Source organism: Pseudomonas sp. KD5 (genome assembly GCF_012932895.1).
Taxonomy (GTDB): domain Bacteria; phylum Pseudomonadota; class Gammaproteobacteria; order Pseudomonadales; family Pseudomonadaceae; genus Aquipseudomonas.
This window is the reverse complement of sequence record NZ_JDWJ01000012.1, coordinates 1-22311: the sequence shown is the minus strand read 5'-3', so window position 1 is coordinate 22311 and position 22311 is coordinate 1. Positions and strand designations below refer to the sequence as shown.

Sequence of the window (22311 nt, the reverse complement as noted above, 5' to 3'; positions counted from 1 at the left end):
CGCAGCTATCGGCAACAGAGAGAAACCCTATCGTGACCCTTCGCAAGTATCAGAACTACACGCCGCTGCTGGGCAAAGGCGCTTTTGTCGACGGCTCGGCAGTGGTGATCGGCGACGTCGAAATCGGCGAAGACAGTTCCGTCTGGCCGCTGACGGTGATCCGCGGCGACATGCATCGCATCCGGATCGGTGCGCGCACCAGCGTGCAGGACGGCTGCGTGTTGCACATCACCCATGCAGGGCCATTCAACCCCGATGGCTTTCCGTTACTGATCGGCGACGATGTGACCATCGCGCATAAAGTCATGCTTCATGGTTGCGCCGTGGGCAACCGGATTCTGATCGGCATGGGCAGCATCGTCATGGACGGTGCGGTGGTCGAGGACGATGTGATCATCGGCGCCGGTAGCCTGGTGCCACCGGGTAAGCGCCTGGAAAGCGGTTTTCTTTATGTCGGGAGCCCGGTGAAGCAGATCCGGCCGCTGACGGACAAGGAAAAAGCCTTTTTCACCTACAGTGCAGCGAATTACGTGAAGCTCAAGGACCTGCATCTGGCCGAAGGCTACGACCAGCTCTAAGCCTCTTGATAACGGAAAGCGTCTCGCTATTGCTCAGGAATTTCCATGCATCACCAAACCGTACTGTTCGACCTCGATGGCACGCTGACCGACCCGCGCGAAGGCATCACCCGCTCCATCCAGTTCGCCCTGAGCAAACTGGGTATCGATGAACCGGACCTGACCAGGCTCGAACATTTCATTGGCCCGCCATTGTTGCAGGCGTTCATGCAGTTCTATGACTTCGACGAACCCAAGGCCTGGGAGGCAGTGAACTTCTATCGTGAACGCTTCAAGGTCACCGGCCTGTATGAAAACCGTGTGTTCGACGGGGTTATACCGTTGCTGGAAACCCTCGGTGGGCAAGGGCGACAGCTGTACATCGCGACCTCCAAGCCATGGGTTTTCGCCCGGGAAATTGCCCGGCACTTCGACTTCGCCAAGCATTTCAAGATGATTTATGGCAGTGAGCTGGATGGCACGCGGACCAACAAGGTCGAGCTGATTGCACACTTGATGGCCGAAGAAGGTCTCGACCCGGCCAATACGCTGATGATCGGCGACCGTAAGCACGACCTGATCGGTGCCCGCAGCAATGGGCTGGACGCGGCAGCGGTGGGTTATGGGTTTGGCAGCCGGGAAGAATTGAGCGCCGAAGTACCGGCGTATCACTTCGAGACGCTGGATGAGTTGCATCAGGCGTTTTTGCAGCGCTGATCAAATCCCTTCGCGGGCAGTCCGCGAAGGTGCCCGTTCAGCCACCGGAATTCGCTGATCCTGCCAACGCCCTCAACGCCGCCTTGCGCTCCCCAACCGGCAACGCGCCCACCTTCTCCACTGCCGCATAAAACCTCACCCAATCACCATCGACCTGCCTGAACAGTGCGGTAAACGCTGGCACCCACTGGTCATACAAACCAAACGGCAATAATCGGGCGTTGTTCATCGGGGCGTTGATCCATGCATCGTAGCGATTGTTGCCAGCCCATTGGCTGTCGCGCAGGGTCCTGTACTCACGGCGCAGTTGTTCGAACTCGGCCGCTTTTCGCTCACGCATTTGGTCGGCCGGCAGCGGCAGGGCGTAAAGCCGTTCAAGCCGGGTGCGGGTGTCCAGAATCAATTGGATGAACTGGTCGCGTTGGCGTACCAACGCTCCATTATCCGGCGGCATGTCTCGGAATGCGCGCCATTGGCGAGTGCCTTCCTGTTCGACGAACGTGGCGAAGGACTCGTTGAACTCGGTGTCGTCTTTCACATAAAAACGTTGGTGCGCGAGTTCGTGGAATATCAGCGTGGCCAACCGTTCGTCGCCCCACGCCATCATCGAGCTAATAATCGGATCGTTGAACCAACCGAGCGTCGAATAGGCCTCGACGCCGCCGATCGACACGTCCATACCTTGCAGGCGTTGCAAGGCGGCCTCACCGCGAGCAGCGCTCTGACTGTAAAAACCGCGATAAGCGACGCAGCCGGCGACGGGGAAGCAATGGTTCTGCGGCTTGAGCGAAAACTCCGGCGTGGCGAAGACATTCCAGACTACATACGGTCGGCCGATGTCGGCGTACAAACGGTAGCTCTGGTTGTCCGGCAGATGCAGGTGTTGGCTGGCGAACGTTCGGGCCTTTTGTGACTGGGCCAGGTGCGCACGCAATTGCCGGTCGCGGTCGGGGTCGGCAATCACATTGGCAATCGGTTCCCGGGCCCGCAGCAAGTGCAGCTGACCACTGGCCAATTGGCCGTAATAGCTGACGCTCGCGCAGCCGTTGAGCGACAAAAGAAAAACACCCGGAAACAAAATGCGTAAAACGCGATCAAGTAACCCAAGGCTTGGACGCGGCCTGATCAAAATAAAAAAATTCCTGGAAAGTCTGCCCGCAAGACTATCCCGCCTATTGGAGCTCCGCTATGCGCAAATTGATGCTGACGGGAGGCCTGCTGATGCTGGCCGGCTGTGCCGGATTGCCCACCCCTGATCCTTCGCAGGCCTGGATCGATCTGGATTCACGGCAGGAGGACACCGCGCTGCAAGCGCTGGAAGTCGATAACAAGGCTTCCATCGACAAGCGCTATTTCCAGGTGCAGCCCGGCAGCCATGAGCTGAAGGTTCGCTACTTGTTTGCGGTCCAGCCGACCAACATTGGCCCCGATGCCGAGCCGTTGTGGCGTGACTGCCAGTTGAATGTGAAATTCAAGGACTTCAACGCCGGGCAGCGGTATCAGCTGCAAGCGGGGAATATCGGCTTTCGGCCGTGGGCAAAGCTTTATGATCAGCAGCGAAAAGTGATTGGGCAGGGTAAGCCAGCGGGCTGCCAACGCACCTGATCGGCGCTATGCTGAATGACCAGTCCTTGGGATATTCATCATGCGCAGGTTGTTGCTGTTGCTCGCTGCAGGTGCCTTTGTCGGCTGCACGAGTCCGTTGCCGGCGGTCAATCCGCAGATGGCCTGGGTCGACTTCGCTACGCCAGTTCCCGGCGGGAAACTGCTGATGGCCGATCGTCTGGACAACCAGCGGTTGAGCGATGGCCGTTACTTTCAGGTCACCCCGGGTAGTCATGAGCTCAGGGTACGTTTTGACTTTGAAGTGTTTGGCGGAGGGCCGGGTTTGCTGAACACTCCTCTGGAGCGAATATGCTACCTGACCATCAATTACGACCATTTCGAGGCCGGCCAGCGTTATCTGCTGGAAGCTCGCTCCATAGCGTTCACCCCCAGCGCCCGGCTGTATAACGCCAAGCGGGAGATTGTCGCCGAAGATCGCGAGAGCTACTGCCTCATGTGAGGTGAATCAACTGTCATTTTTTTGGTAGATGACTTTCTTCGTGCCGCTTTCGCACGTGCCGACCACCATATTCTGATCGTGCACTTCGTCGTTGGTGACGATTTCCAGGGTGTAGGACGAAACGTTATTGGCCTGGATCTTGGCTTCGATCTCGGCCTTGAGTTCTTCACAGGATTTCGGTGCCGCGAGAGCCGATGTGGCCAGCGTGCAACAGATAACCGCCAAGGCAAAACGTTTCATGGTTGAAGCTCCCTTGAGGCAGCGCGCACGGTGATGCGCTAAAGCTGCTGTCATTTATTCGACCACAATTACGCCAGCCAGGTTTTGTTTCAACGCAAAAAAGATCGCAGTTTTCGACAGCGCCTACCGATCAATCAATAATCCAGGCGCTGCCGACGGCTGCGATCTTTTATCGGTTTAGCTGACCAGCGTCGCATCCAGGCTGATTTTCGCATTCAGTACCTTGGACACCGGGCAGCCCTCTTTGGCCTTGTTGCTCAGTTCTTCGAATTGCGCCTGGGTCGCCCCGGGGATTTTCGCCTTGAGGATCAGTTTCACCGCGGTGATTGCAAAGCCGCCGTCCACCTGGTCCAGAGTGACTTCGGCATTGGTGTCGATGCTGTCGGCCTTGAGGCCGGCTTCACCGAGAATCATTGAAAACGCCATGGAGAAACAGCCGGCGTGGGCCGCACCGATCAACTCTTCCGGATTGGTGCCTTTACCGCCTTCGAAACGGGCCTTGAAGCCGTAAGGGGCTTCTCTGAGTACGCCGGTTTCCGTGGAGATTGAGCCGATGCCAGTTTTCAGGTCACCTTCCCAATGAGCCGATGCTTTCTTTGTGATAGCCATGTCTGCCTCCTCAAGATCCGGCGCGAAACGTCGCGCCTTCGTGGTTTTCGGTTACCAGGGTTCTGAGGATAGACCGTCAGGCAAAGTTCATCTCATCTGATCAGTCCTCTAATTGCGCAGGAATTTTGTCTCTCCTATTGAAACTCGGGTATATGCCCTCATTGCAGAGAACACGCTTACAGACTCGGCAGGTTTTCGTTGGGAAAAACCTGCTTACCCATTGGAGAAGCAGGTTTATGAAACGACTGTCTGAGATCAAGTTTTCGACCCTCGATCTGGTGCCCGTGCGCGAGAACGGCAGTGTGGCCCAGTCTCTGCGCAATTCCCTGGACCTGGCGCAGCACGTCGAAAAATTCGGCTACAACCGCTTTTGGGTCGCCGAACACCACAATATGGACGGGATCGCCAGCTCGGCGACCTCGGTCCTGCTGGGCTATCTGGCCGGTGGCACTTCGACCATACGCGTCGGTTCGGGGGGCGTGATGCTGCCCAACCATGCGCCACTGGTGATCGCCGAGCAGTTCGGCACCCTTGAAAGCCTGTATCCAGGCCGGATCGACCTGGGCCTGGGGCGCGCGCCCGGCTCCGATCAAATGACCGCCCGCGCTTTGCGTCGCGAGCGTTCCGGCAGCGCCGACGATTTCCCGGAAGACGTGGCCGAGTTGATGCGCTACCTCGGCCCACGCACGCCGGATCAGCGGATCATTGCCATGCCGGGTACCGGCACCAATGTCCCGGTCTGGTTGTTGGGTTCGAGCCTGTTCAGTGCGCAGCTGGCCGGTGAGCGCGGATTGCCCTACGCCTTCGCTTCACATTTCGCACCGCGCTTCATGCATGAAGCGATTCGCGTCTACCGCAATCACTTCAAGCCATCAGCGGTGTTGGATAAGCCTTACGTGATGCTCGGTGTGCCGCTGGTGGCGGCAGACACCGACGAGCAGGCCGATTACCTGGCCACTTCGGTGTACCAGCGGATTCTTGCGTTGATGCGTGGCCAGAGCCTGGTGCAACGCCCACCCGTGAAGACCATGGACGGCCTGTGGCTGCCCCATGAGAAAGAAGCGGTCGGTGATTTCCTGGGGCTGGCGATGGTCGGCAGCCCGCAGAAAATCCGCGCCAAGCTTGAGGTGCTGATCGAACAGACCCAGGCGGATGAACTGATTTTCACCTGTGATCTGTATGAACATGCCGATCGCGTGCACTCCTATGAACTGTTGGCGCAGGTCATGAAGGGCTGACACTTAAACGACATCCACAAAAAGCCGACGCCGTGGCGTCGGCTTTTTGTTATTGAGGGAAGTCAGCCCTGTTTGTAAACGATTACCTTGGAGCCCTTCTCACATTTCCCGACGACTTTTCCACCGGCAGCAGTGCCTTTGTCGACGATCTCCAGTGAGTAATTGGAAACACCCTTGGCGTCCAGTTTTGCAGCGATTTCGGCTTTCAGCTCTTCACACGACTTGACCTGGGCAAAGGCTGTTCCCGCAAGGCTCAACAAACCTACCGCCAGAATAAACTTCTTCATGGGTTGCACTCCTTGGTCGGATCAATAGAGGGAGGGCATCCAGCTACCGACTGGATGCGCTCACCCTGTAGCGCTTTGCTGTTTCCTATGGCATTCAGTCGGCGCGCAAGTTCAGACGGCTGGCTCAAACTCAGCTGCTGGCAATCCGGAACCCGACTTTGAGTGTCACCTGGAAGTGTGCAGCTTTGCCGTCCTTGATATGCCCGCGGGTTTCGGTCACTTCAAACCATTCCATGTACTTGAGGCTTTTGTTGGCTTCGGCCAGGGCGTTGTTGATGGCGTCTTCAATGCTGCTGGTGGACGAGCCAACCAGTTCGACTTTCTTGTAGGTGTGATGGTCAGACATGGCGTTCTCCTTGAGGTGTGAAATACAGCCTAGCAGTGATTTTTCTGATTTCTTCTGTCGACCAATCCGTAGTGACGTTCAGATTTACTGCACTTTCTCGAACCCCTGAAGTCCCAACCAACACACGTCACTCATCAACAATGCAGGAGAGCCATCATGGCCAACACGTCGTTACGCAACGCCTCATTGCAAAGCATGGAAGCCGAGATCGAGAGTCTGTTGAAATCGTTGGAAAGCTTGAAGGGCGACGCCTCGGACGAGTCGCGTAAAACTCTCAAGACGTTGAAAAGCAACGCTGAGAACGCGCTGAAACACTCGCGCCATCTGCTTGCCGATGCCTATGAAGAGGTCAAGGTCAAAACCCGTGAAACCGGAATCGCGACACGTGACTACGCCCAGGAACACCCTTGGACTACAGCCGGTGTTGCCGTTGGTGCGCTGGGATTGCTCGCGGCCTACTTATTGTTCAAGCGTGGTCATTAAGGTGTCTGGCGCAGTTCGTTTTTAAGCCACTGCGCCAACTGCCGAGCGCGCCCGTCCGCGGCGCGCTTGGGGAGCCACAACGCCAGTTGCGCCGGGGTTTCACGGAAGCCCCATGGCGCAACCAGGCGACCGGCCTTCACGTCTTCGGCCACCAGCGGCTCGGGCGCGATGGCCACGCCCAGCCCGGCCACTGCCGCTTCCAGCAAATAATACAAATGCTCGAAGCCCTGACCGTACTTCAGCGCCTTGTCGTCGAGGCCGCTTTGCTGTGCCCAGATCGGCCAGGCTTGCGGACGTGAGGTGGTGTGCAGCAAGGGTTCGCTCAACAGTGTGCTTGCTGGTGCGTTTCGTAGCCTTTCGTAGCCGGCAAATCGCGGGCTCATGACCGGGCCGATTCGTTCGCTCACTAACTCGTAGACCTGCATATCTGCCGGCCATGGCGGCTCGGCAAACACCAGCAGGGCATCCAGACCGGGTCGTCGTGGATCGAGATCGCCTTCGCCAGCCGACAGGTGCAAGCGCAGATCCGGCAGGTCCGCATTCAGGCGCCCCAAACGCGGAATGAACCAGCGCGCCAAAAGACTGCCCGAGCAGCCGAGCACGAACGGCGCATCGGCGGTGCTTTGGGTCAGCTCGGCGCAAACGCTGCGCAAACGCTCGAAGGCTTCGGCGCTGGCATCGCGCAAACGAACGCCGGCATCTGTGAGTTTAAGGCCGCGTCCATCCTTGATGAACAGGCTCACGCCGAGGTGTTCCTCCAGTACCTTGAGTTGCCGGCTGACTGCGCCATGGGTGACGTGCAGCTGTTCGGCAGCCTGACTGACGCTGTTCAGGCGGGCAGTGGCTTCGAAGGCGCGAAGCGCGTTCAGCGGGGGGAGGTCATGGCTCATGGGATCTGTGAGTTTTCCTGACAGGTTGCGGCGATCTTATCGGTTTTCAGCGTGGGATGTCAGGGGTAGAGTGAACCCCATCGTCACCTCTCGAATACAACTGGAGCGACCCATGACCCAGACTAATCTGCGCAACGGCCCCGACGCCAACGGCCTGTTTGGCGCGTTCGGTGGCCGTTACGTCGCCGAAACCCTGATGCCGTTGATCCTCGATCTGGCCCGTGAATACGAAGCGGCCAAGGAAGATCCGGCATTCAAAGAAGAATTGGCCTACTTCCAGCGTGATTACGTCGGACGCCCAAGCCCACTGTATTTCGCCGAGCGCCTGACAGAGTTTTGCGGTGGCGCGAAAATTTACCTCAAGCGCGAAGAGCTGAACCACACCGGCGCGCACAAGATCAACAACTGCATCGGCCAGATCCTGCTGGCGCGGCGCATGGGCAAGAAACGCATCATCGCCGAGACCGGCGCCGGCATGCACGGCGTGGCGACCGCCACCGTGGCCGCGCGTTTCGGCCTCGATTGCGTGATCTACATGGGTACCACTGACATCGAACGTCAGCAAGCCAACGTGTTTCGCATGAAGCTGCTGGGCGCCGAAGTGATCCCGGTAGTCGCGGGCACCGGCACCCTCAAAGACGCAATGAACGAAGCCCTGCGTGACTGGGTGACCAACGTCGACAGCACTTTCTACCTGATAGGCACCGTGGCCGGTCCGCACCCGTACCCGGCCATGGTTCGCGACTTCCAGGCCGTCATCGGCAAGGAAACCCGCGAGCAGTTGCAAGCCCAGGAAGGTCGTCTGCCAGACAGCCTGGTGGCGTGCATCGGCGGTGGTTCCAATGCCATGGGCCTGTTCCACCCGTTCCTCGATGACAAGAGCGTCGAGATCATCGGCGTCGAAGCGGCCGGCTACGGCATCGAAACCGGCAAGCACGCGGCCAGCCTGAACGGCGGCGTACCAGGCGTGCTGCACGGTAACCGTACGTTCCTGTTGCAGGACGATGATGGCCAGATCATTGACGCGCACTCGATTTCAGCCGGTCTCGACTATCCAGGCATCGGCCCTGAACACGCCTGGTTGCATGACATCGGCCGCGTCCAGTACACCTCGGTGACCGATGACGAAGCCCTCGACGCATTCCATAAGTGCTGCCGCCTGGAAGGGATTATTCCTGCACTGGAAAGCGCCCATGCCCTGGCCGAAGTGTTCAAGCGCGCACCGACCCTGCCGAAAGATCACCTGATGGTGGTCAACCTGTCCGGCCGTGGCGACAAAGACATGCAAACCGTGATGCACCACATGGAAAACTCTCAACAAGTGCAGTCCAAGCAGGAGAAACACTGATGAGCCGCCTGCAAACGCGTTTTGCCGAACTCAAGGAACAGAACCGCGCCGCCCTGGTGACCTTCGTGACCGCCGGCGATCCGAGCTATGACACGTCCCTGGCGATCCTCAAAGGTTTGCCCGGTGCTGGTGCTGATGTGATCGAGTTGGGCATGCCCTTCACCGATCCGATGGCCGACGGCCCGGCGATCCAGCTGGCCAACATCCGTGCTCTGGGCGCCAAACAGAACCTGGCGAAAACCCTGCAAATGGTTCGCGAGTTCCGCGAAGGCAACAGCGAGACTCCGCTGGTGTTGATGGGTTACTTCAACCCGATTCACATGTACGGCGTGCCGCGTTTCATCGCTGAAGCCAAAGAAGCCGGTGTCGATGGCCTGATCGTGGTCGACATGCCGCCAGAACATAACGCTGAATTGTGCGACCCGGCACAGGCGGCGGGCCTGGACTTCATCCGTCTGACCACTCCGACGACTGACGATGGGCGTCTGCCGACCGTTCTGAATGGCAGTTCCGGATTTGTTTACTACGTGTCGGTAGCGGGTGTGACCGGTGCGGGTGCGGCGACTCTGGAACATGTCGAAGAGGCCGTCACCCGTCTGCGTCGCCATACCGATCTGCCGATCAGCATCGGCTTCGGTATTCGCACACCGGAACAGGCAGCGGCCATCGCGCGTCTGGCTGATGGTGTGGTGGTGGGGTCGGCGCTGATTGATCACATCGCCAACGCCTCGACCCCTGATCAGGCTGTGGAGGGCGTACTCAGCCTGTGCGCGGCCTTGTCCGACGGCGTGCGTAAAGCGCGGGTCAGCTGAAAGTAAGAGAGGAATTAGTGCCTCGCGGCACAGCACATACAGCAAGACCGAGGGCTTCAGGACTATGTTCTGAAGCCCTTTTTGCTTTCAGGGCAACTCCAACCCACCCGCAGCCTTGTGCAACTTCCTCAAATGTTCGCCAACCTGTTTCAGGTTCTCTTCGTTGGCGGCCATTTCAGCAGCGCGGCTTGGCTCGAGCAGCGCTCGCACTTCCTTGTCGAGGTCTCCGGTCAGCACTTGAAGCTGCTTCTGACGCAGATTGCTTTCCGACTCCAGGCGTGTCCACTCGTTCGGCTGCGGCAAGCCATAGCCACCAGTGCCGAGCAGTTCGGCCGGACGGCTGAGGAAGCCGCTATTGGCGAGAATCTGCTGCAAGGTCGCGTTGGCTTTATCCATACCGCCGTTATTCAATTCCCGAGCGCCCAGGTAGCGCTGTTTGACTTCGTCCTGAGCCAACACTAATTGTTGGCGGAAGCTCGCCTGCTCCAGTAACAGCAATGCCGCGCTGGTGCGCAGGTCCGCCTGGTCAATCCATTTGCGGCGCTCATCAGCTTTCAATGCCAGCCAGTCTTCGACCTTTTCCTGCTTGATCGGCAAATGCTTTTTCAGCACCTCGAACATCGCTTGATAACGCTCGCGGAAGGAGTCGAAGCGATAGCCCAGGCGTAACGCTTCGCGAGGGTCGTCGAGCACGCTGGTATCCGCCAGTCCGCGGCTCTTGAGTACTTCCAGCAAGCCGTTGGGCATGATGCTGTCGAGCCCTGTCAACTGGGCGTTATTGCTGCCGCTGCGCAGCAGTTTCAGGCTTTCCACGGCGCAGTTGTTGGACAGGAAGAAGTAATTGCCGTCGTAACTCCAGTGCATCTCGGCGGCGTGCTCCACCACATCTTCGATCTCGCTGCGCGACAGGTTCAGCGGTACCGAGGCCAGGCTGCGCAGTTCGGTCTTGGTGTATTCGTCGATCACCTGGGCCAGCGGCAACACAAACAGGCGCGATGGGTATTTGCCCACCAGCCCATCCCAACTCGACAACTGTACGTCGCCGACGAAGGCGCGGTAGGACAGCACCAGATGTTGATCCAGATCGAGGCGGCAATCCGGCCCGCGAGGCCGACCGGGCGCGCAGATCACCAGTCGCAGCATGCTGTGACCCCAGCGGCTGACCCAGTTCTGGTTGGCTTCTGCCAGCAGATAGTCGACGGCATACACCCGTTCCGGATCGACCTGGCCCAAGGGCTGTTTGGCGAAATCGTTACCCGCATTGAGGAAGGCGAATGATCGGGCGCAGGTGTCTTTGGCGGCGGGCGCCCAGCCGAAGTGTTCTTTGTAGTAGCGATACAGCGCAGGGCGACGGCAGGCATAGCTTGGGTCGAGGAGGAAGTACTCCATGTTGACCGCGACGAACTCCTTCGGGCTGCTCGTCTCGTAGATGTCCGGACTGCGGGCAATCTGCCGGTTGTGCTGTTCGCGCTCACCGCGCCGACCGACGTATTGCGGCCAGCCGGCCAGATCGAGCAGGCGAGGGTCGTCGCTGAGGGTCCAGCGTCGGTCGGTCTGTCCGCGGCACTGATCCGGGATGCCGATCAGTCCGGAGCTGCTGTTACGTTGTGTGCAGCGCTGGATCAGTGTGCGCTCGGCGTCCGGCCACAGGCGTGCGCGGTCGTAGATGTGGGTGAGCTCGTGCAACACCGTGGCGAGCAGTTCCTGGCGCACGGTGCCGTGGGGACGATAGGTTTTTTTGGTCGCGGCGCTGCCGTCGGTGAGGCTGGCGAGCAGGTTGCGATTCAGGTCGAGCTCGGACACCAGCGATGCCTGGCCATAGGCATTGCTCGGCATGTTGTCGGTCCAGCCGACATCGATGTGCCGGTCCAACTGCTCGATGAAGCGTGGCGGTAACGCCTGCATGGCTTCATCGAGCAGCGCCTGACTGGCCTGCTGTTGCGCGGGGCTCAGGCCTTCGGTCTTGAGCCGTAATTGCAGGCCGGCCTGGGCCGTGTTGCCAAGCAGCAACACAACCCCGGCCAGCAGCCAGGCGCTTAGTGATTTCACAGTGCGAGGATGGCTTCGGCGAGAACCTGATCACTGGCGTCGCGGGCTTCCGGTACGCGGGTGCGCAAGGTGTCGAAGGCCGCTTCCAGGTGTGCACCACGGATTTCACCCTCGCTGGCGACGAAACTGGCCGCATCGTCGTGGGCTTCACGGACGATCTTCGAATCACGGATGGACGTGGTGGTATCGGAAGTGAAATCAAGCGTGCGCTGGGAGGCACGAATGATCATGTTACTGGTGGCTACCAGGGTGTGGGCCTGGGCCACGTCGGCCAACAACAGCAGGCCAAGGGTGGCAGCAATCAGCGGGCTACGCATGGAGTGACTCCGGAGAAACAAGGATAACTATTGGACGAGAATTGCCTGCGCCAGTTCAAGGTCGCTGGCATGAAGTTTTGGCTGGGTCCGGCGCAGGTAGATCAAGGCCGATTCCAGTTGTGCTCCTCGCAGTTGGCCGTCACTGGCGATGAACGCTGCAGCGTCATCCCGGGCGGCGATCAGCATTTTATGGTCGAAGGGCGCGGAGGTCACCATGCTGGTGGCGTAACCACTGGCTACGGTGCCTTGTGTAGACAGGTTGAAAGCGTCGAAGGCATGGGCTGAACCCGACCAGCAGGCCGCGAGAAAAACCGGAGTGATCAACAGACTTGAAAGAAAACGCATGAGGCTCGATAGCTGAAAGCGAGCCCCAAGGCTAGCGCAATGCCCGGGCTAGAGCCAGCGCCGAAACATTGGGACACGACGGGCGTGTCCCGGTTCAGCGCAGTTGCCTAGATCGTCAGGATGGCCTGGGCCAGCTGTGCGTCGGTCGCATTCAGTTGTGGAGCCTGTTGGCGGATATGGTTGAGCGCGCTTTCCAGTTTCACGCCACGGATGGCACCTTCACTGGCAACGAAGCTGGCGGCATCGTCACGGGCAGCACGGACGATTTTGTTGTCGCGAAAGGAGGACGAGACATCCGAAGTCGCGTCGGAGGAAGCCTTCAGGCCATTAACGATGGAGTCGGTGGTCACGATAAAACTGGAGGCGTGGGCATTGGCAGTCATGGCAAGCAGGGCTGCAGCGCTGAGCAGGCGAAGGGGGGACATGAGGTAGCTCCTTTGGATAGACCGATAGAGAGGTGGCACAGGATCAGACGCCTGTCGTCTTAAAGCGTTCGCCACGTTTTATACAGATATTAGGCCTGCATACATCGGTTAGAACAGTCCCGCTTGTTCATGCAGGCGAGCGCAGACACACTTAGAATAAACTGTACTGGTTGTTTTTATATATTTAAAAACTGTCACTGTCGGTGATTTTCTCTTCTGTACGCCCCCAATATGAAGCCCTGAAACGACAGAACCCGTCGTGGTTTCCCACGACGGGTTCTGTTTGTTCAATTCGGGTTGCTGGCGGTGGACCCGGTGGGTCAGAGCCAGCGACGCTAACTTAGCGCCAGAACGGCTTGCTCAGCTCTTCGTAGCGTTGTGCTTCGCTAATCCCGGCGTCAGCCAGCAGACGCGAATCCAGGCGAGCCAGTTGATGGCGGCTGGAGATGCGGCGCTGCCACAGCATCAGGTTGGCGATAACGCGCAAAGGCAGGGAAGCCTGGGTTTTTGCAGCAGTGTCTTCGAAGAACAGCTCGGAACTGAGTGTACGTTCCATGGTTGACATCCTTCCGCTTATGGCGGGATTAGGTAGTGGTTTAACTTTGACTGATGCCAATGATCCTCTCGTTTGGCCAGTCTCTGTAGATACAGTTCACCTGTATTGTGAGAGACCAGTTAACTGTTAAACGGTGGTGTACTGGTCTAAATTGAGGCAACTGTACCTATCGGCACCATTGTGGTGCATTTATAGGGGTTAGGCTGGAAAAGGTAGGCAATTACGGTAGGAAAAGACCGGTACAGCAGTACAGTTTTTGATTGAAAAGAATGCTGCAACAGCGAGCTGACGAAACTGTGTTTGCGTCAGCTGCTATCTGTATCAATTACACCGCCAGCATGCGCCCGGTTTCTTCCAGGTTCATGTGCCAGCTCAGTGCGTCACGCAGGATATGCGGGGTATGCCCGCCGACTGCGCAAGCAGCAGTGAAGTAGTCATTCAGGGCCGGGCGATAGTCCGGGTGAACACAGTTATCGATAATGACGCGGGCACGCTCACGCGGCGCCAGGCCTCGGAGGTCGGCCAGGCCGATCTCGGTCACGAGAATATCGACGTCATGTTCTGTGTGATCGACGTGGCTGACCATGGGAACCACGCTGGAAATCGCCCCGCCCTTGGCGATCGACTTGGTGACAAAAATCGCCAGGTGCGCATTGCGCGCGAAGTCGCCCGAGCCGCCGATGCCATTCATCATCCGCGTGCCGCAGACGTGAGTGGAGTTGACGTTGCCGTACAGGTCGAACTCCAGCGCAGTGTTGATGCCGATGATGCCCAGGCGCCGCACCACTTCGGGGTGATTGGAGATTTCCTGGGGGCGCAGCACCAGCTTGTCCTTATAGTGCTCCAGATTCCCGAATACATCGGCATTGCGCCGGCTCGACAGGGTGATCGAACTGCCCGAAGCGAAGCTCAACTTGCCGGCGTCGATCAAATCGAAAGTCGAATCCTGCAGCACTTCGGAGTACATGGTCAGGTCTTCGAATGGCGAGTCGATCAAGCCGCACATCACCGCGTTGGCGATACTGCCAATACCGGCTTGCAGCGGGCCGAGTTTGTTGGTCATGCGACCGGCAGCCACTTCTTGCTTGAAGAAGTCGATCAGGTGGTCGGCGATGGCCTGGGTGTCCACATCCGGCGGCAGCACAGTAGAGGGCGAGTCGGATTGATTAGTGATCACGATCGCGACGATTTTTTCCGGCGGTATCGGGATGGCAGTGCTGCCGATACGGTCATCGACCTTCACCAGTGGAATAGGCGTGCGGGTAGGCCGGTAGGTAGGGATATAGATGTCGTGCAAGCCTTCGAGATTCGGGTTGTGCGCCAGATTGATCTCGACGATCACGTGTTTGGCGAAAATCGCGAAGCTGGCCGAGTTGCCTACCGAAGTGGTCGGCACTATATGGCCCTGCTCGGTGATCGCCACGGCTTCGATCACCGCGATGTCCGGCAGCTTGAGTTGCTGGTTACGCAGCTGCTCTACGGTTTCCGACAGGTGCTGGTCGATGAACATGACTTCGCCGGCATTGATCGCCTTGCGCAGAGTGCTGTCCACCTGGAACGGCATGCGTCGCGACAGTACACCGGCTTCAGTCAGCTGTTTGTCGAGGTCGTTGCCCAGGCTGGCGCCGGTCATCAAGCTTATTTTCAGCGGCGTGACCTTGGCGCGCTCGGCCAGTGCATGAGGCACGGCCTTGGCTTCGCCGGCTCGGGTAAAGCCGCTCATGCCGACGGTCATGCCGTCCTGAATCAGAGCTGCAGCGTCGGCGGCGCTCATTACCTTGTCCAACAATGAAGGCAAGCGAATACGGTCACGGTACATGATTGTTATCTCGGGCAACGGAAGCAAGGTGCGCAGTCTAGTGAATTCGAGCGGTGCCCGTCCCGCTACCAAGGTCGCATTCGGGGCGTCTATTCCGGTGCTTTCAGGCAAAACACCTTTACAGGATCGGTAACAGACGCAAACAAAAACGCCCCGACGAGTCGGGGCGTTCAGGTTGCCGAAGGGGTTTACCCGACGGCTTTAACCATGTCTTCGATGACTTTCTTGGCGTCGCCGAAAACCATCATGGTCTTGTCCAGATAGAACAACTCGTTGTCCAGGCCGGCATAGCCGCTGGCCATCGAGCGCTTGTTGACGATGATGGTCTTGGCCTTGAACGCTTCGAGAATCGGCATGCCGGCAATCGGCGATTTCGGGTCGTTCTTGGCTGCCGGGTTCACCACGTCGTTGGCGCCGAGCACCAGCACCACGTCGGCCTGGCCGAACTCGGAGTTGATGTCTTCCATCTCGAACACCTGGTCGTAAGGCACTTCGGCCTCGGCCAGCAATACGTTCATGTGGCCAGGCATCCGGCCGGCAACCGGGTGAATCGCATACTTCACGGTTACGCCGCGGTGGCTCAGTTTCTCGGTCAGCTCTTTCAAGGCGTGCTGCGCCCGTGCTACCGCCAGGCCATAGCCTGGAACGATGATCACGGTGTCGGCGTTGGTCAGCAAGAAGGTGGCGTCATCAGCCGAACCGGATTTCACCGGACGGGCTTCTTTGGAGCCCGCCGGGCCAGCATCCGCGGTGTTGCCGAAGCCGCCGAGCAGTACGTTGAAGAACGAACGGTTCATCGCCTTGCACATGATGTACGAGAGGATCGCACCGCTTGAGCCCACCAGCGAGCCGGCAATGATCAGCATCGAGTTGTTCAGCGAGAAGCCGATACCCGCTGCCGCCCAACCGGAGTAGCTGTTGAGCATCGACACCACGACGGGCATGTCGGCGCCGCCGATCGGGATGATGATCAGCACACCCATCACGAAGGCCAGGGCCAGCATCAGGGCAAAGGCGCTGAAGTTTCCGGTCAGCATGAACGTGACACCCAGTGCCAGCGTCGCCAGACCCAACAGCAGGTTCAGTTTGTGCTGACCGCTGAACTGTACTGGTGCGCCCTGGAACAGGCGGAACTTGTACTTGCCCGACAGCTTGCCAAACGCGATCACCGAACCGGAGAAGGTGATTGCACCGATGGCCGCGCCGAGGAACAGCTCCAGACGGTTACCCGCCGGAATCGAATCGCCCAGATGTTTAACGATGCCCAACGATTGCGGCTCGACGACGGCTGCAATGGCGATGAACACCGCTGCCAGACCGATCATGCTGTGCATGAAGGCGACCAGCTCCGGCATTTTGGTCATTTCAACGCGCTTGGCCATGATCGAACCGGCGGTACCGCCGGCCAGCAGACCGACGATGACGTAGCCGATGCCGGCGGTAGCACCGCCTTGCTCAATGGAGAGCGCCGCCAGCTTATAGATGAGACCGATGGTGGTGAGGATCGCCAAGGCCATGCCGAGCATGCCGTACACGTTGCCGCGCCGCGACGTGGTCGGGTGCGACAGGCCTTTGAGGGCCTGGATGAAGCAGATCGACGCGATCAGGTACAGCGTCGTTACCAGGTTCATGCTCATTACTTGGGCGCCTCTTCTTGTACGGCTTTCGGGGCTTTTTTCTTGAACATCTCAAGCATGCGACGGGTGACCAGGAAACCACCGAACACGTTCACGGCCGCCAGAGCCACCGCCAGGGTGCCCATGGTTTTGCCCAATGGTGTTACGGTCAAAGCGGCCGCCAGCATCGCGCCGACGATCACAATCGCCGAAATGGCGTTGGTCACCGCCATCAATGGCGTGTGCAGTGCAGGTGTAACGTTCCAGACCACGTGATAACCGACATAAATCGCCAGCACGAAGATGATCAGGTTGTAGATACCGGGGGAGATAAGCTCTTCCATCGTCTGAATCCCTGCTTAGGCGTTTTTGCGGATGACTTGGCCGTCGCGGCACATCAGGCACGCGGCGACGATGTCGTCTTCTAGGTTCACTTCGAACTGGCCTTCCTTGTTGAAGACCAGCTTCAGGAAGTCCAGCAGGTTGCGTGCGTACAGCGCCGAAGCGTCTGCCGCCACCGCACCGGCCAGATTGGTCGGGCCGACAATGGTCACGCCATTCGAGACCACGACCTGGTCCGCCACGGTCAGCGGGCAGTTGCCGCCCTGGGCTGCGGCGAGGTCGATAACCACCGAGCCTGGCTTCATCTGCGCCACAGTTTCGGCGCTGAGTAGTGTCGGCGCCTTGCGGCCCGGGATCAGTGCCGTGGTGATGACGATATCAGCCTGCTTGGCGCGTTCGTGTACGGCCAGGGCCTGACGCTGCATCCAGCTGGCCGGCATGGGACGCGCGTAACCGCCGACACCGACGGCGCATTCGCGCTCTTCATCAGTTTCGTACGGCACGTCGACGAATTTCGCACCCAGGGATTCGATTTGCTCCTTCACCGCAGGACGCACATCGGACGCTTCGATCACGGCACCCAGACGTTTCGCGGTGGCGATCGCCTGCAGACCGGCCACGCCGGCACCGAGAATCAGCACGCGCGCCGCTTTCACGGTGCCCGCAGCGGTCATCAGCATCGGCATGAAGCGAGGGTAGTAGTGAGCGGCCAGCAATACGGATTTGTAACCGGCGATGTTAGCTTGGGAGGACAGCACATCCAGGCTCTGGGCGCGGGAGGTGCGTGGCGCAGCTTCCAGCGCAAACGCGGTAATGCCGCATTCGGCCAGTTTGGCGATGGTTTCATTGCTGAACGGGTTGAGCATGCCCACCACGACGGTGCCGCTCTTGATCAGCGTCAGTTCGCTGTCGCTGGGGGCGACCACCTTGAGAATCAGCTCGGCACCAAACGCATCGGTGGCGCTGCCAATGGTTGCGCCTGCCGCTTCATAAGCACTGTCGACAACGCTGGCGTTAATGCCGGCGCCGCTTTGTACAGTGACCTTATGACCCTGGCCGATCAGCTTCTTGATGGTTTCCGGGGTTGCAGCAACCCGTGTTTCACCCGTTTGGGTTTCGAGAGGAACACCAATGTGCACGTCAAATCTCCTGCGTGATCTTATTGAGTAAACCCAGGCACTTCGGATGGTGCGGCTGGGGCGGCCGATCAGCACGATCCCGCCAAATCAGGGCGGGGCGCGGCATTTTGCAGGCGAACTTTGTGCCCTTCAAGGGATTATGACGGGTGACGGAAAATTAACTACAAGTCACCCCGTGACCGAATGTCGCACCTTTCCGTTAAATCCCTTGCAGGCCGTGGCTTCTAAGGATTTTTGCCAAAATTCAAGAATTTACACATCCGCACGGTGAATAGGTTGTCATTGCCTGCCAATAGAGGCTCAAAGCCACGTACTCAAACGCTTGTGGGACGTTTGTGCTGTTTGTCGGTACAGTCTGTCAATATGCGACAAATACTTATATCTGTAGTGCTTTTGTTTTGCTGACTACGCGGTCAACTAATGGGTGTGAGCCTTTATCCTTCTAGGTTGTAGCTGTGTGCCTGATTTACCAGCCAATCGCGAAAAGCCTTCAAAGAGGCTGATTCGACCTTTCGATCAGGAATCATCAGGTAGTAGGCCTTGATGCTCGATAGTGCTTGGGTATTGGCAATGACCAGACGCTTCTCCGCCAATTCGCGTTGAATCAGGAATGGCGGAATCAGCGCGATCCCCATGTCATGCATCGCTGCTTGGGCGAGCATGGAGAATAGCTCGTAACGCGGTCCTGTCATGTCTCGCGGGATATTCAGGTTCTGGGAGTTGAACCATTGGCGCCAGGCATAAGGGCGAGTGGTCTGTTGCAGCAAGGGCAGCTCGGCGATTTCACCGGGGCTCAGGTTGGTTTTTTGGCCCAGCAGCGTGGGGCTGCACACCGGCATCGGGTTCTCGCCCATTAACCTGTGGGATTCGGTACCTGGCCAGTCGGCGTCGCCGAAATAAATGGCGGCATCGAAGTCGGTGTCGGCAAACAGGAAGGGGCGCGTACGGTTGGTGAGGTTGACTGTCACCTCCGGGTGTTTGTGCTGGAAATCCTTGAGTCGTGGCAGCAGCCATTGAGTGCCGAAGGTCGGAACCACCGCCAGTTCGATCGAGTTGGCTCCTTGTTGGCCCATCACTGACAAGGTGTCCCGTTCAACCGCGTCGAGTTGGGTGGCCACCCTGCGGCTGTAGGAAAGCCCGGCTTCTGTCAGCTTCACTCCGCGCCGTGAACGCCGGAAAAGCTCGACATTGAGGAACTCCTCGAGGCTGGCGATCTGTCGGCAAATCGCTCCCTGAGTGAGAGAAAGCTCCTGGGCCGCCTTGGTAAAGCTCTCGTGGCGCGCTGCCGCTTCAAAGCTGATCAGGGCTGTTGTGCTGGGGATCTTCCTGCGCATGTACGTCAACCTCACTAATGCATTGCATAAAGGCGATTTTGCAACGTTTCGAAGTGAGAAATTAGCACAACAGTATGCGAAAACCTCGTTTGCCGGGACGCCGAACCCGGCCTAGGATCAATCCACGTTATTTGACCTGATTCGAGAGGACTCACTCATGGGCGGTAAAGCTAGCTTCAACTGGATCGATCCCCTGTTGCTGGATCAACAGCTCACTGAAGAAGAACGCATGATTCGCGACACGGCCGAGCAGTTTGCTCAGCAGAAGCTCGCACCGCGTGTTCTCGAAGCTTTCCGTCATGAGAAGACTGACCCGGCGATCTTCCGTGAGATGGGTGAGGTGGGTCTGCTGGGTGCGACCATCCCTGAGCAATACGGTGGCAGCGGCCTGAACTATGTCAGCTACGGCCTGATTGCCCGTGAGGTCGAGCGTGTCGACTCCGGCTATCGCTCGATGATGAGTGTGCAGTCTTCGCTGGTCATGGTTCCGATCAATGAATTCGGCACCGAAGCACAGAAGCAGAAATACCTGCCGAAGCTGGCCACGGGTGAATGGATTGGTTGCTTCGGTCTGACCGAGCCCAACCACGGCTCCGACCCGGGCGCGATGATTACTCGTGCACGCAAAGTGGACGGTGGCTACAGCCTGACCGGCAGCAAGATGTGGATCACCAACAGTCCGATCGCTGATGTATTCGTGGTTTGGGCCAAGGACGATGCGGGCGACATTCGTGGCTTTGTGCTCGAGAAGGGCTGGAAAGGTCTGAGCGCTCCGGCGATTCACGGCAAGGTCGGCTTGCGTGCATCCATCACCGGCGAAATCGTCATGGACAACGTGTTTGTTCCTGAAGAGAACATCTTCCCGGATGTCCGTGGTTTGAAAGGCCCTTTTACCTGCCTTAACTCGGCGCGTTACGGCATTTCCTGGGGCGCACTGGGCGCTGCCGAGTTCTGCTGGCACACCGCTCGCCAGTACACCCTGGATCGTCAGCAGTTTGGTCGTCCATTGGCGGCCACTCAATTGATCCAGAAGAAGCTGGCCGACATGCAGACCGAAATCACTCTGGCGCTGCAAGGCTGCCTGCGTCTGGGACGTATGAAAGATGAAGGCACTGCCGCGGTCGAGATCACTTCGATGATGAAGCGCAACTCCTGCGGCAAGTCCCTCGACATCGCCCGCATGGCGCGCGACATGCTGGGTGGCAACGGTATCTCCGATGAGTTCGGTGTGGCCCGCCACCTGGTCAACCTCGAAGTGGTGAATACCTATGAAGGTACGCATGACGTCCATGCGCTGATCCTCGGTCGCGCGCAGACCGGCCTCCAGGCGTTCTATTAATAGGAGAACGGCCATGGGCGCGCTTTCGCATCTACGGGTACTGGATTTGTCGCGGGTGCTCGCCGGGCCTTGGGCCGGGCAGATCCTTGCGGACCTTGGCGCTGACGTCATCAAGGTCGAGCGCCCGGGCAATGGCGATGACACGCGTGCCTGGGGGCCTCCGTTCCTTAAAGACGCGTATGGCGAGAACACTAGCGAGGCGGCCTATTACTTGTCCGCCAACCGCAACAAGCAATCGGTGACCATCGACTTCACGCGGCCAGAGGGTCAGCGGCTGGTGCGTGAGTTGGCGGCGAAGTCGGATATCCTCATCGAGAACTTCAAGGTCGGTGGTCTTGCGGCGTATGGGCTGGACTACGAGTCGCTAAAGGTGGCCAATCCGAAGCTGATCTATTGCTCGATCACCGGGTTCGGTCAGACCGGCCCGTATGCCAAGCGTGCGGGTTATGACTTCATGATCCAGGGCTTGGGCGGTCTGATGAGTTTGACCGGTCGCCCCGAAGGAGATGAAGGTGCAGGCCCGGTGAAAGTCGGCGTGGCGCTGACAGACATTCTGACTGGGCTCTATTCAACGGTAGCGATCCTGGCTGCGCTGGCTCATCGGGATCATGGTGGTGGCGGTCAGCACATTGATATGGCATTGCTGGACGTTCAGGTGGCGTGTCTGGCGAACCAGGCGATGAACTACCTGACTACGGGCATTGCGCCTAAGCGCCTGGGTAACGCCCATCCGAATATCGTGCCTTATCAGGACTTCCCTACAGCCGATGGCGACTTCATCCTCACCGTGGGTAATGATGGGCAGTTCCGCAAATTTGCGGAGGTGGCCGGGCAGCCGCAGTGGGCGGATGATCCGCGTTTTGCGACCAATAAGTTAAGGGTGGCAAATCGGGCGGTGCTGATCCCGCTGATCCGCCAGGCGACCGTGTTCAAGACCACTGCTGAATGGGTGGCGCAGTTGGAGCAGGCAGGCGTGCCGTGTGGACCGATCAATGATTTGGCCCAGGTGTTTGCGGACCCTCAGGTTCAGGCTCGTGGGTTGGCTATTGAGCTGCCTCATGCTTTGGCCGGGATCGTACCTCAAGTTGCGAGCCCGATACGCCTGTCCGAGACGCCAGTGGAGTACCGTAGCGCACCTCCTTTATTGGGTGAGCACACGCTGGAGGTTTTGCAGCGGGTATTGGGTCTGGATGCCGGTGCAGTCGCTGCTTTCAAAGAGGCGGGGGTGCTCTGAAGTCCTCTTATATATAGAGGGAGTGGTTTTGCTCTCCTTTATAGAAGAAAAGCGGGCGGTTTTCCGGCTTTTTGCAAGCTATTGATAGAAAAGCCAAATTAGAGGTTGACGGCAGATTCTGGACGTCTATAATTCGCCCCACTTCCGGCGCAGTCGAAACGGAAAACTCCTTGGTAAACAACGAGTTACGCAGTTTTCGGCAGC

Annotated in this window: 27 protein-coding genes; 10 read left to right on the top strand and 17 right to left on the bottom strand. The window is 58.5% G+C overall.

The features are described from left to right. Window positions 1-32: 32 nt before the first annotated feature. Together AF70_RS24100 and AF70_RS24095 are read left to right on the top strand one after the other, a co-directional pair. The gene (locus AF70_RS24100; protein WP_007940736.1) at window positions 33-578 is read left to right on the top strand and encodes a gamma carbonic anhydrase family protein; all 546 of its coding nucleotides are present in this window, start codon (window positions 33-35) and stop codon (window positions 576-578) included. 45 nt (window positions 579-623) lie between these two features. Continuing rightward, complete coding sequence (locus AF70_RS24095) at window positions 624-1274, top strand: HAD family hydrolase (protein ID WP_028940053.1); 651 nt, start codon at window positions 624-626, stop codon at window positions 1272-1274. Between the two features lie 37 nt (window positions 1275-1311). Here the strand turns inward: AF70_RS24095 and AF70_RS24090 are convergent, their stop codons facing one another. Continuing rightward, a complete protein-coding gene (locus AF70_RS24090; RefSeq protein ID WP_026331797.1) occupies window positions 1312-2403 on the bottom strand; it encodes an aminopeptidase in 1092 nt (363 codons plus the stop codon). 59 nt (window positions 2404-2462) lie between these two features. Between AF70_RS24090 and AF70_RS24085 the strand changes: the two genes are divergently transcribed. Beyond that, window positions 2463-2879: a hypothetical protein gene (locus AF70_RS24085; protein ID WP_019580281.1), complete on the top strand. Its 417-nt coding sequence runs from the start codon at window positions 2463-2465 to the stop codon at window positions 2877-2879. Window positions 2880-2919: 40 nt separating this feature from the next. Then, complete coding sequence (locus tag AF70_RS24080; protein WP_018927244.1) at window positions 2920-3339, top strand: hypothetical protein; 420 nt, start codon at window positions 2920-2922, stop codon at window positions 3337-3339. Between the two features lie 6 nt (window positions 3340-3345). Here the strand turns inward: AF70_RS24080 and AF70_RS24075 are convergent, their stop codons facing one another. Further along, window positions 3346-3579 carry a DUF1161 domain-containing protein gene (locus AF70_RS24075; RefSeq protein ID WP_019580280.1) on the bottom strand — a complete coding sequence of 78 codons (234 nt, stop codon included), beginning with the start codon at window positions 3577-3579 and terminating at the stop codon, window positions 3346-3348. A gap of 177 nt (window positions 3580-3756) precedes the next feature. Next, window positions 3757-4188 (bottom strand): OsmC family protein, encoded by a 432-nt coding sequence (locus AF70_RS24070; RefSeq protein ID WP_007940742.1) that lies wholly within the window; start codon window positions 4186-4188, stop codon window positions 3757-3759. A 236-nt stretch (window positions 4189-4424) separates the two neighbouring features. On the opposite strand from AF70_RS24070, the gene AF70_RS24065 reads away from it, so the two are divergent. Then, on the top strand, window positions 4425-5426 hold the full coding sequence (locus AF70_RS24065) for an LLM class flavin-dependent oxidoreductase (RefSeq protein ID WP_028940052.1): 1002 nt from the start codon (window positions 4425-4427) through the stop codon (window positions 5424-5426). A 62-nt stretch (window positions 5427-5488) separates the two neighbouring features. On the opposite strand, the gene AF70_RS24060 is transcribed toward AF70_RS24065, so the two are convergent. Together AF70_RS24060 and AF70_RS24055 are read right to left on the bottom strand one after the other, a co-directional pair. Further along, a complete protein-coding gene (locus AF70_RS24060) occupies window positions 5489-5713 on the bottom strand; it encodes a DUF1161 domain-containing protein (RefSeq protein WP_019580277.1) in 225 nt (74 codons plus the stop codon). Window positions 5714-5843: 130 nt separating this feature from the next. Then, a complete protein-coding gene (locus AF70_RS24055) occupies window positions 5844-6059 on the bottom strand; it encodes a dodecin (RefSeq protein WP_018927240.1) in 216 nt (71 codons plus the stop codon). Between the two features lie 156 nt (window positions 6060-6215). Between AF70_RS24055 and AF70_RS24050 the strand changes: the two genes are divergently transcribed. Next, a complete protein-coding gene (locus tag AF70_RS24050) occupies window positions 6216-6542 on the top strand; it encodes a YqjD family protein (RefSeq protein ID WP_028940051.1) in 327 nt (108 codons plus the stop codon). On the opposite strand, the gene AF70_RS24045 is transcribed toward AF70_RS24050, so the two are convergent. Further along, window positions 6539-7432: a LysR family transcriptional regulator gene (locus AF70_RS24045; RefSeq protein WP_026331796.1), complete on the bottom strand. Its 894-nt coding sequence runs from the start codon at window positions 7430-7432 to the stop codon at window positions 6539-6541. The genes AF70_RS24050 and AF70_RS24045 overlap by 4 nt on opposite strands. Window positions 7433-7544: 112 nt before the next feature. On the opposite strand from AF70_RS24045, the gene trpB reads away from it, so the two are divergent. Continuing rightward, a complete protein-coding gene (gene trpB / locus AF70_RS24040) occupies window positions 7545-8780 on the top strand; it encodes a tryptophan synthase subunit beta (RefSeq protein WP_007940749.1) in 1236 nt (411 codons plus the stop codon). Then, window positions 8780-9592 carry a tryptophan synthase subunit alpha gene (gene trpA, locus AF70_RS24035; RefSeq protein WP_019580275.1) on the top strand — a complete coding sequence of 271 codons (813 nt, stop codon included), beginning with the start codon at window positions 8780-8782 and terminating at the stop codon, window positions 9590-9592. Before trpB ends, trpA begins: the two co-directional genes overlap by 1 nt. An 87-nt stretch (window positions 9593-9679) precedes the next feature. On the opposite strand, the gene AF70_RS24030 is transcribed toward trpA, so the two are convergent. The 10 genes from AF70_RS24030 to AF70_RS23985 form a co-directional block, all read right to left on the bottom strand. Then, window positions 9680-11641, bottom strand: coding sequence for a DUF4105 domain-containing protein (locus AF70_RS24030; RefSeq protein WP_019580274.1), 1962 nt, complete (start codon window positions 11639-11641; stop codon window positions 9680-9682). Further along, window positions 11638-11958: a DUF2388 domain-containing protein gene (locus tag AF70_RS24025; protein WP_018927234.1), complete on the bottom strand. Its 321-nt coding sequence runs from the start codon at window positions 11956-11958 to the stop codon at window positions 11638-11640. The genes AF70_RS24030 and AF70_RS24025 overlap by 4 nt, the downstream gene beginning before the upstream one ends. A gap of 27 nt (window positions 11959-11985) precedes the next feature. Next, window positions 11986-12303, bottom strand: coding sequence for a DUF2388 domain-containing protein (locus AF70_RS24020; RefSeq protein WP_018927233.1), 318 nt, complete (start codon window positions 12301-12303; stop codon window positions 11986-11988). Window positions 12304-12410: 107 nt separating this feature from the next. Next, window positions 12411-12728, bottom strand: a complete 318-nt coding sequence (locus AF70_RS24015) for a DUF2388 domain-containing protein (protein ID WP_028940050.1) — start codon at window positions 12726-12728, stop codon at window positions 12411-12413. A 340-nt stretch (window positions 12729-13068) separates the two neighbouring features. Next, window positions 13069-13284, bottom strand: coding sequence for a DUF1127 domain-containing protein (locus tag AF70_RS24010; protein ID WP_018927231.1), 216 nt, complete (start codon window positions 13282-13284; stop codon window positions 13069-13071). Between the two features lie 325 nt (window positions 13285-13609). Next, entirely contained in the window at window positions 13610-15103 is a 1494-nt protein-coding gene (locus AF70_RS24005; RefSeq protein WP_019580272.1) for an acetyl-CoA hydrolase/transferase family protein, read from the bottom strand. A 188-nt stretch (window positions 15104-15291) separates the two neighbouring features. Then, window positions 15292-16740: an NAD(P)(+) transhydrogenase (Re/Si-specific) subunit beta gene (locus tag AF70_RS24000; RefSeq protein WP_028940049.1), complete on the bottom strand. Its 1449-nt coding sequence runs from the start codon at window positions 16738-16740 to the stop codon at window positions 15292-15294. Then, entirely contained in the window at window positions 16740-17063 is a 324-nt protein-coding gene (locus AF70_RS23995) for an NAD(P) transhydrogenase subunit alpha (RefSeq protein WP_007940759.1), read from the bottom strand. The genes AF70_RS24000 and AF70_RS23995 overlap by 1 nt, the downstream gene beginning before the upstream one ends. Window positions 17064-17078: 15 nt before the next feature. Continuing rightward, window positions 17079-18200, bottom strand: a complete 1122-nt coding sequence (locus tag AF70_RS23990) for a Re/Si-specific NAD(P)(+) transhydrogenase subunit alpha (RefSeq protein ID WP_019580270.1) — start codon at window positions 18198-18200, stop codon at window positions 17079-17081. 434 nt (window positions 18201-18634) lie between these two features. Beyond that, window positions 18635-19534, bottom strand: coding sequence for a LysR family transcriptional regulator (locus tag AF70_RS23985; protein ID WP_018927227.1), 900 nt, complete (start codon window positions 19532-19534; stop codon window positions 18635-18637). A gap of 157 nt (window positions 19535-19691) precedes the next feature. On the opposite strand from AF70_RS23985, the gene AF70_RS23980 reads away from it, so the two are divergent. Both AF70_RS23980 and AF70_RS23975 read left to right on the top strand, forming a co-directional pair. Then, complete coding sequence (locus AF70_RS23980) at window positions 19692-20873, top strand: acyl-CoA dehydrogenase (RefSeq protein WP_019580269.1); 1182 nt, start codon at window positions 19692-19694, stop codon at window positions 20871-20873. 13 nt (window positions 20874-20886) lie between these two features. Then, window positions 20887-22107 carry a CaiB/BaiF CoA-transferase family protein gene (locus AF70_RS23975; RefSeq protein ID WP_028940048.1) on the top strand — a complete coding sequence of 407 codons (1221 nt, stop codon included), beginning with the start codon at window positions 20887-20889 and terminating at the stop codon, window positions 22105-22107. A gap of 7 nt (window positions 22108-22114) precedes the next feature. Here AF70_RS23975 and AF70_RS29675 read toward each other — a convergent pair. Further along, on the bottom strand, window positions 22115-22311 hold a 197-nt coding region (locus AF70_RS29675; protein ID WP_218585003.1), incomplete at its 5' end, for a hypothetical protein.

Bases quoted from the DNA above. Each gene is read 5' to 3' on its own strand.
- AF70_RS24095 (WP_028940053.1), top strand. From the start codon at position 624: ATGCATCACCAAACCGTACTGTTCGACCTCGATGGCACGCTGACCGAC.
- AF70_RS24085 (WP_019580281.1), top strand. From the start codon at position 2,463: ATGCGCAAATTGATGCTGACGGGAGGCCTGCTGATGCTGGCCGGCTGT.
- AF70_RS24080 (WP_018927244.1), top strand. From the start codon at position 2,920: ATGCGCAGGTTGTTGCTGTTGCTCGCTGCAGGTGCCTTTGTCGGCTGC.
- AF70_RS24075 (WP_019580280.1), bottom strand. From the start codon at position 3,579: ATGAAACGTTTTGCCTTGGCGGTTATCTGTTGCACGCTGGCCACATCG.
- AF70_RS24070 (WP_007940742.1), bottom strand. From the start codon at position 4,188: ATGGCTATCACAAAGAAAGCATCGGCTCATTGGGAAGGTGACCTGAAA.
- AF70_RS24065 (WP_028940052.1), top strand. From the start codon at position 4,425: ATGAAACGACTGTCTGAGATCAAGTTTTCGACCCTCGATCTGGTGCCC.
- AF70_RS24060 (WP_019580277.1), bottom strand. From the start codon at position 5,713: ATGAAGAAGTTTATTCTGGCGGTAGGTTTGTTGAGCCTTGCGGGAACA.
- AF70_RS24055 (WP_018927240.1), bottom strand. From the start codon at position 6,059: ATGTCTGACCATCACACCTACAAGAAAGTCGAACTGGTTGGCTCGTCC.
- AF70_RS24050 (WP_028940051.1), top strand. From the start codon at position 6,216: ATGGCCAACACGTCGTTACGCAACGCCTCATTGCAAAGCATGGAAGCC.
- AF70_RS24045 (WP_026331796.1), bottom strand. From the start codon at position 7,432: ATGAGCCATGACCTCCCCCCGCTGAACGCGCTTCGCGCCTTCGAAGCC.
- trpB (WP_007940749.1), top strand. From the start codon at position 7,545: ATGACCCAGACTAATCTGCGCAACGGCCCCGACGCCAACGGCCTGTTT.
- trpA (WP_019580275.1), top strand. From the start codon at position 8,780: ATGAGCCGCCTGCAAACGCGTTTTGCCGAACTCAAGGAACAGAACCGC.
- AF70_RS24025 (WP_018927234.1), bottom strand. From the start codon at position 11,958: ATGCGTAGCCCGCTGATTGCTGCCACCCTTGGCCTGCTGTTGTTGGCC.
- AF70_RS24020 (WP_018927233.1), bottom strand. From the start codon at position 12,303: ATGCGTTTTCTTTCAAGTCTGTTGATCACTCCGGTTTTTCTCGCGGCC.
- AF70_RS24015 (WP_028940050.1), bottom strand. From the start codon at position 12,728: ATGTCCCCCCTTCGCCTGCTCAGCGCTGCAGCCCTGCTTGCCATGACT.
- AF70_RS24010 (WP_018927231.1), bottom strand. From the start codon at position 13,284: ATGGAACGTACACTCAGTTCCGAGCTGTTCTTCGAAGACACTGCTGCA.
- AF70_RS24005 (WP_019580272.1), bottom strand. From the start codon at position 15,103: ATGTACCGTGACCGTATTCGCTTGCCTTCATTGTTGGACAAGGTAATG.
- AF70_RS24000 (WP_028940049.1), bottom strand. From the start codon at position 16,740: ATGAGCATGAACCTGGTAACGACGCTGTACCTGATCGCGTCGATCTGC.
- AF70_RS23995 (WP_007940759.1), bottom strand. From the start codon at position 17,063: ATGGAAGAGCTTATCTCCCCCGGTATCTACAACCTGATCATCTTCGTG.
- AF70_RS23985 (WP_018927227.1), bottom strand. From the start codon at position 19,534: ATGCGCAGGAAGATCCCCAGCACAACAGCCCTGATCAGCTTTGAAGCG.
- AF70_RS23980 (WP_019580269.1), top strand. From the start codon at position 19,692: ATGGGCGGTAAAGCTAGCTTCAACTGGATCGATCCCCTGTTGCTGGAT.
- AF70_RS23975 (WP_028940048.1), top strand. From the start codon at position 20,887: ATGGGCGCGCTTTCGCATCTACGGGTACTGGATTTGTCGCGGGTGCTC.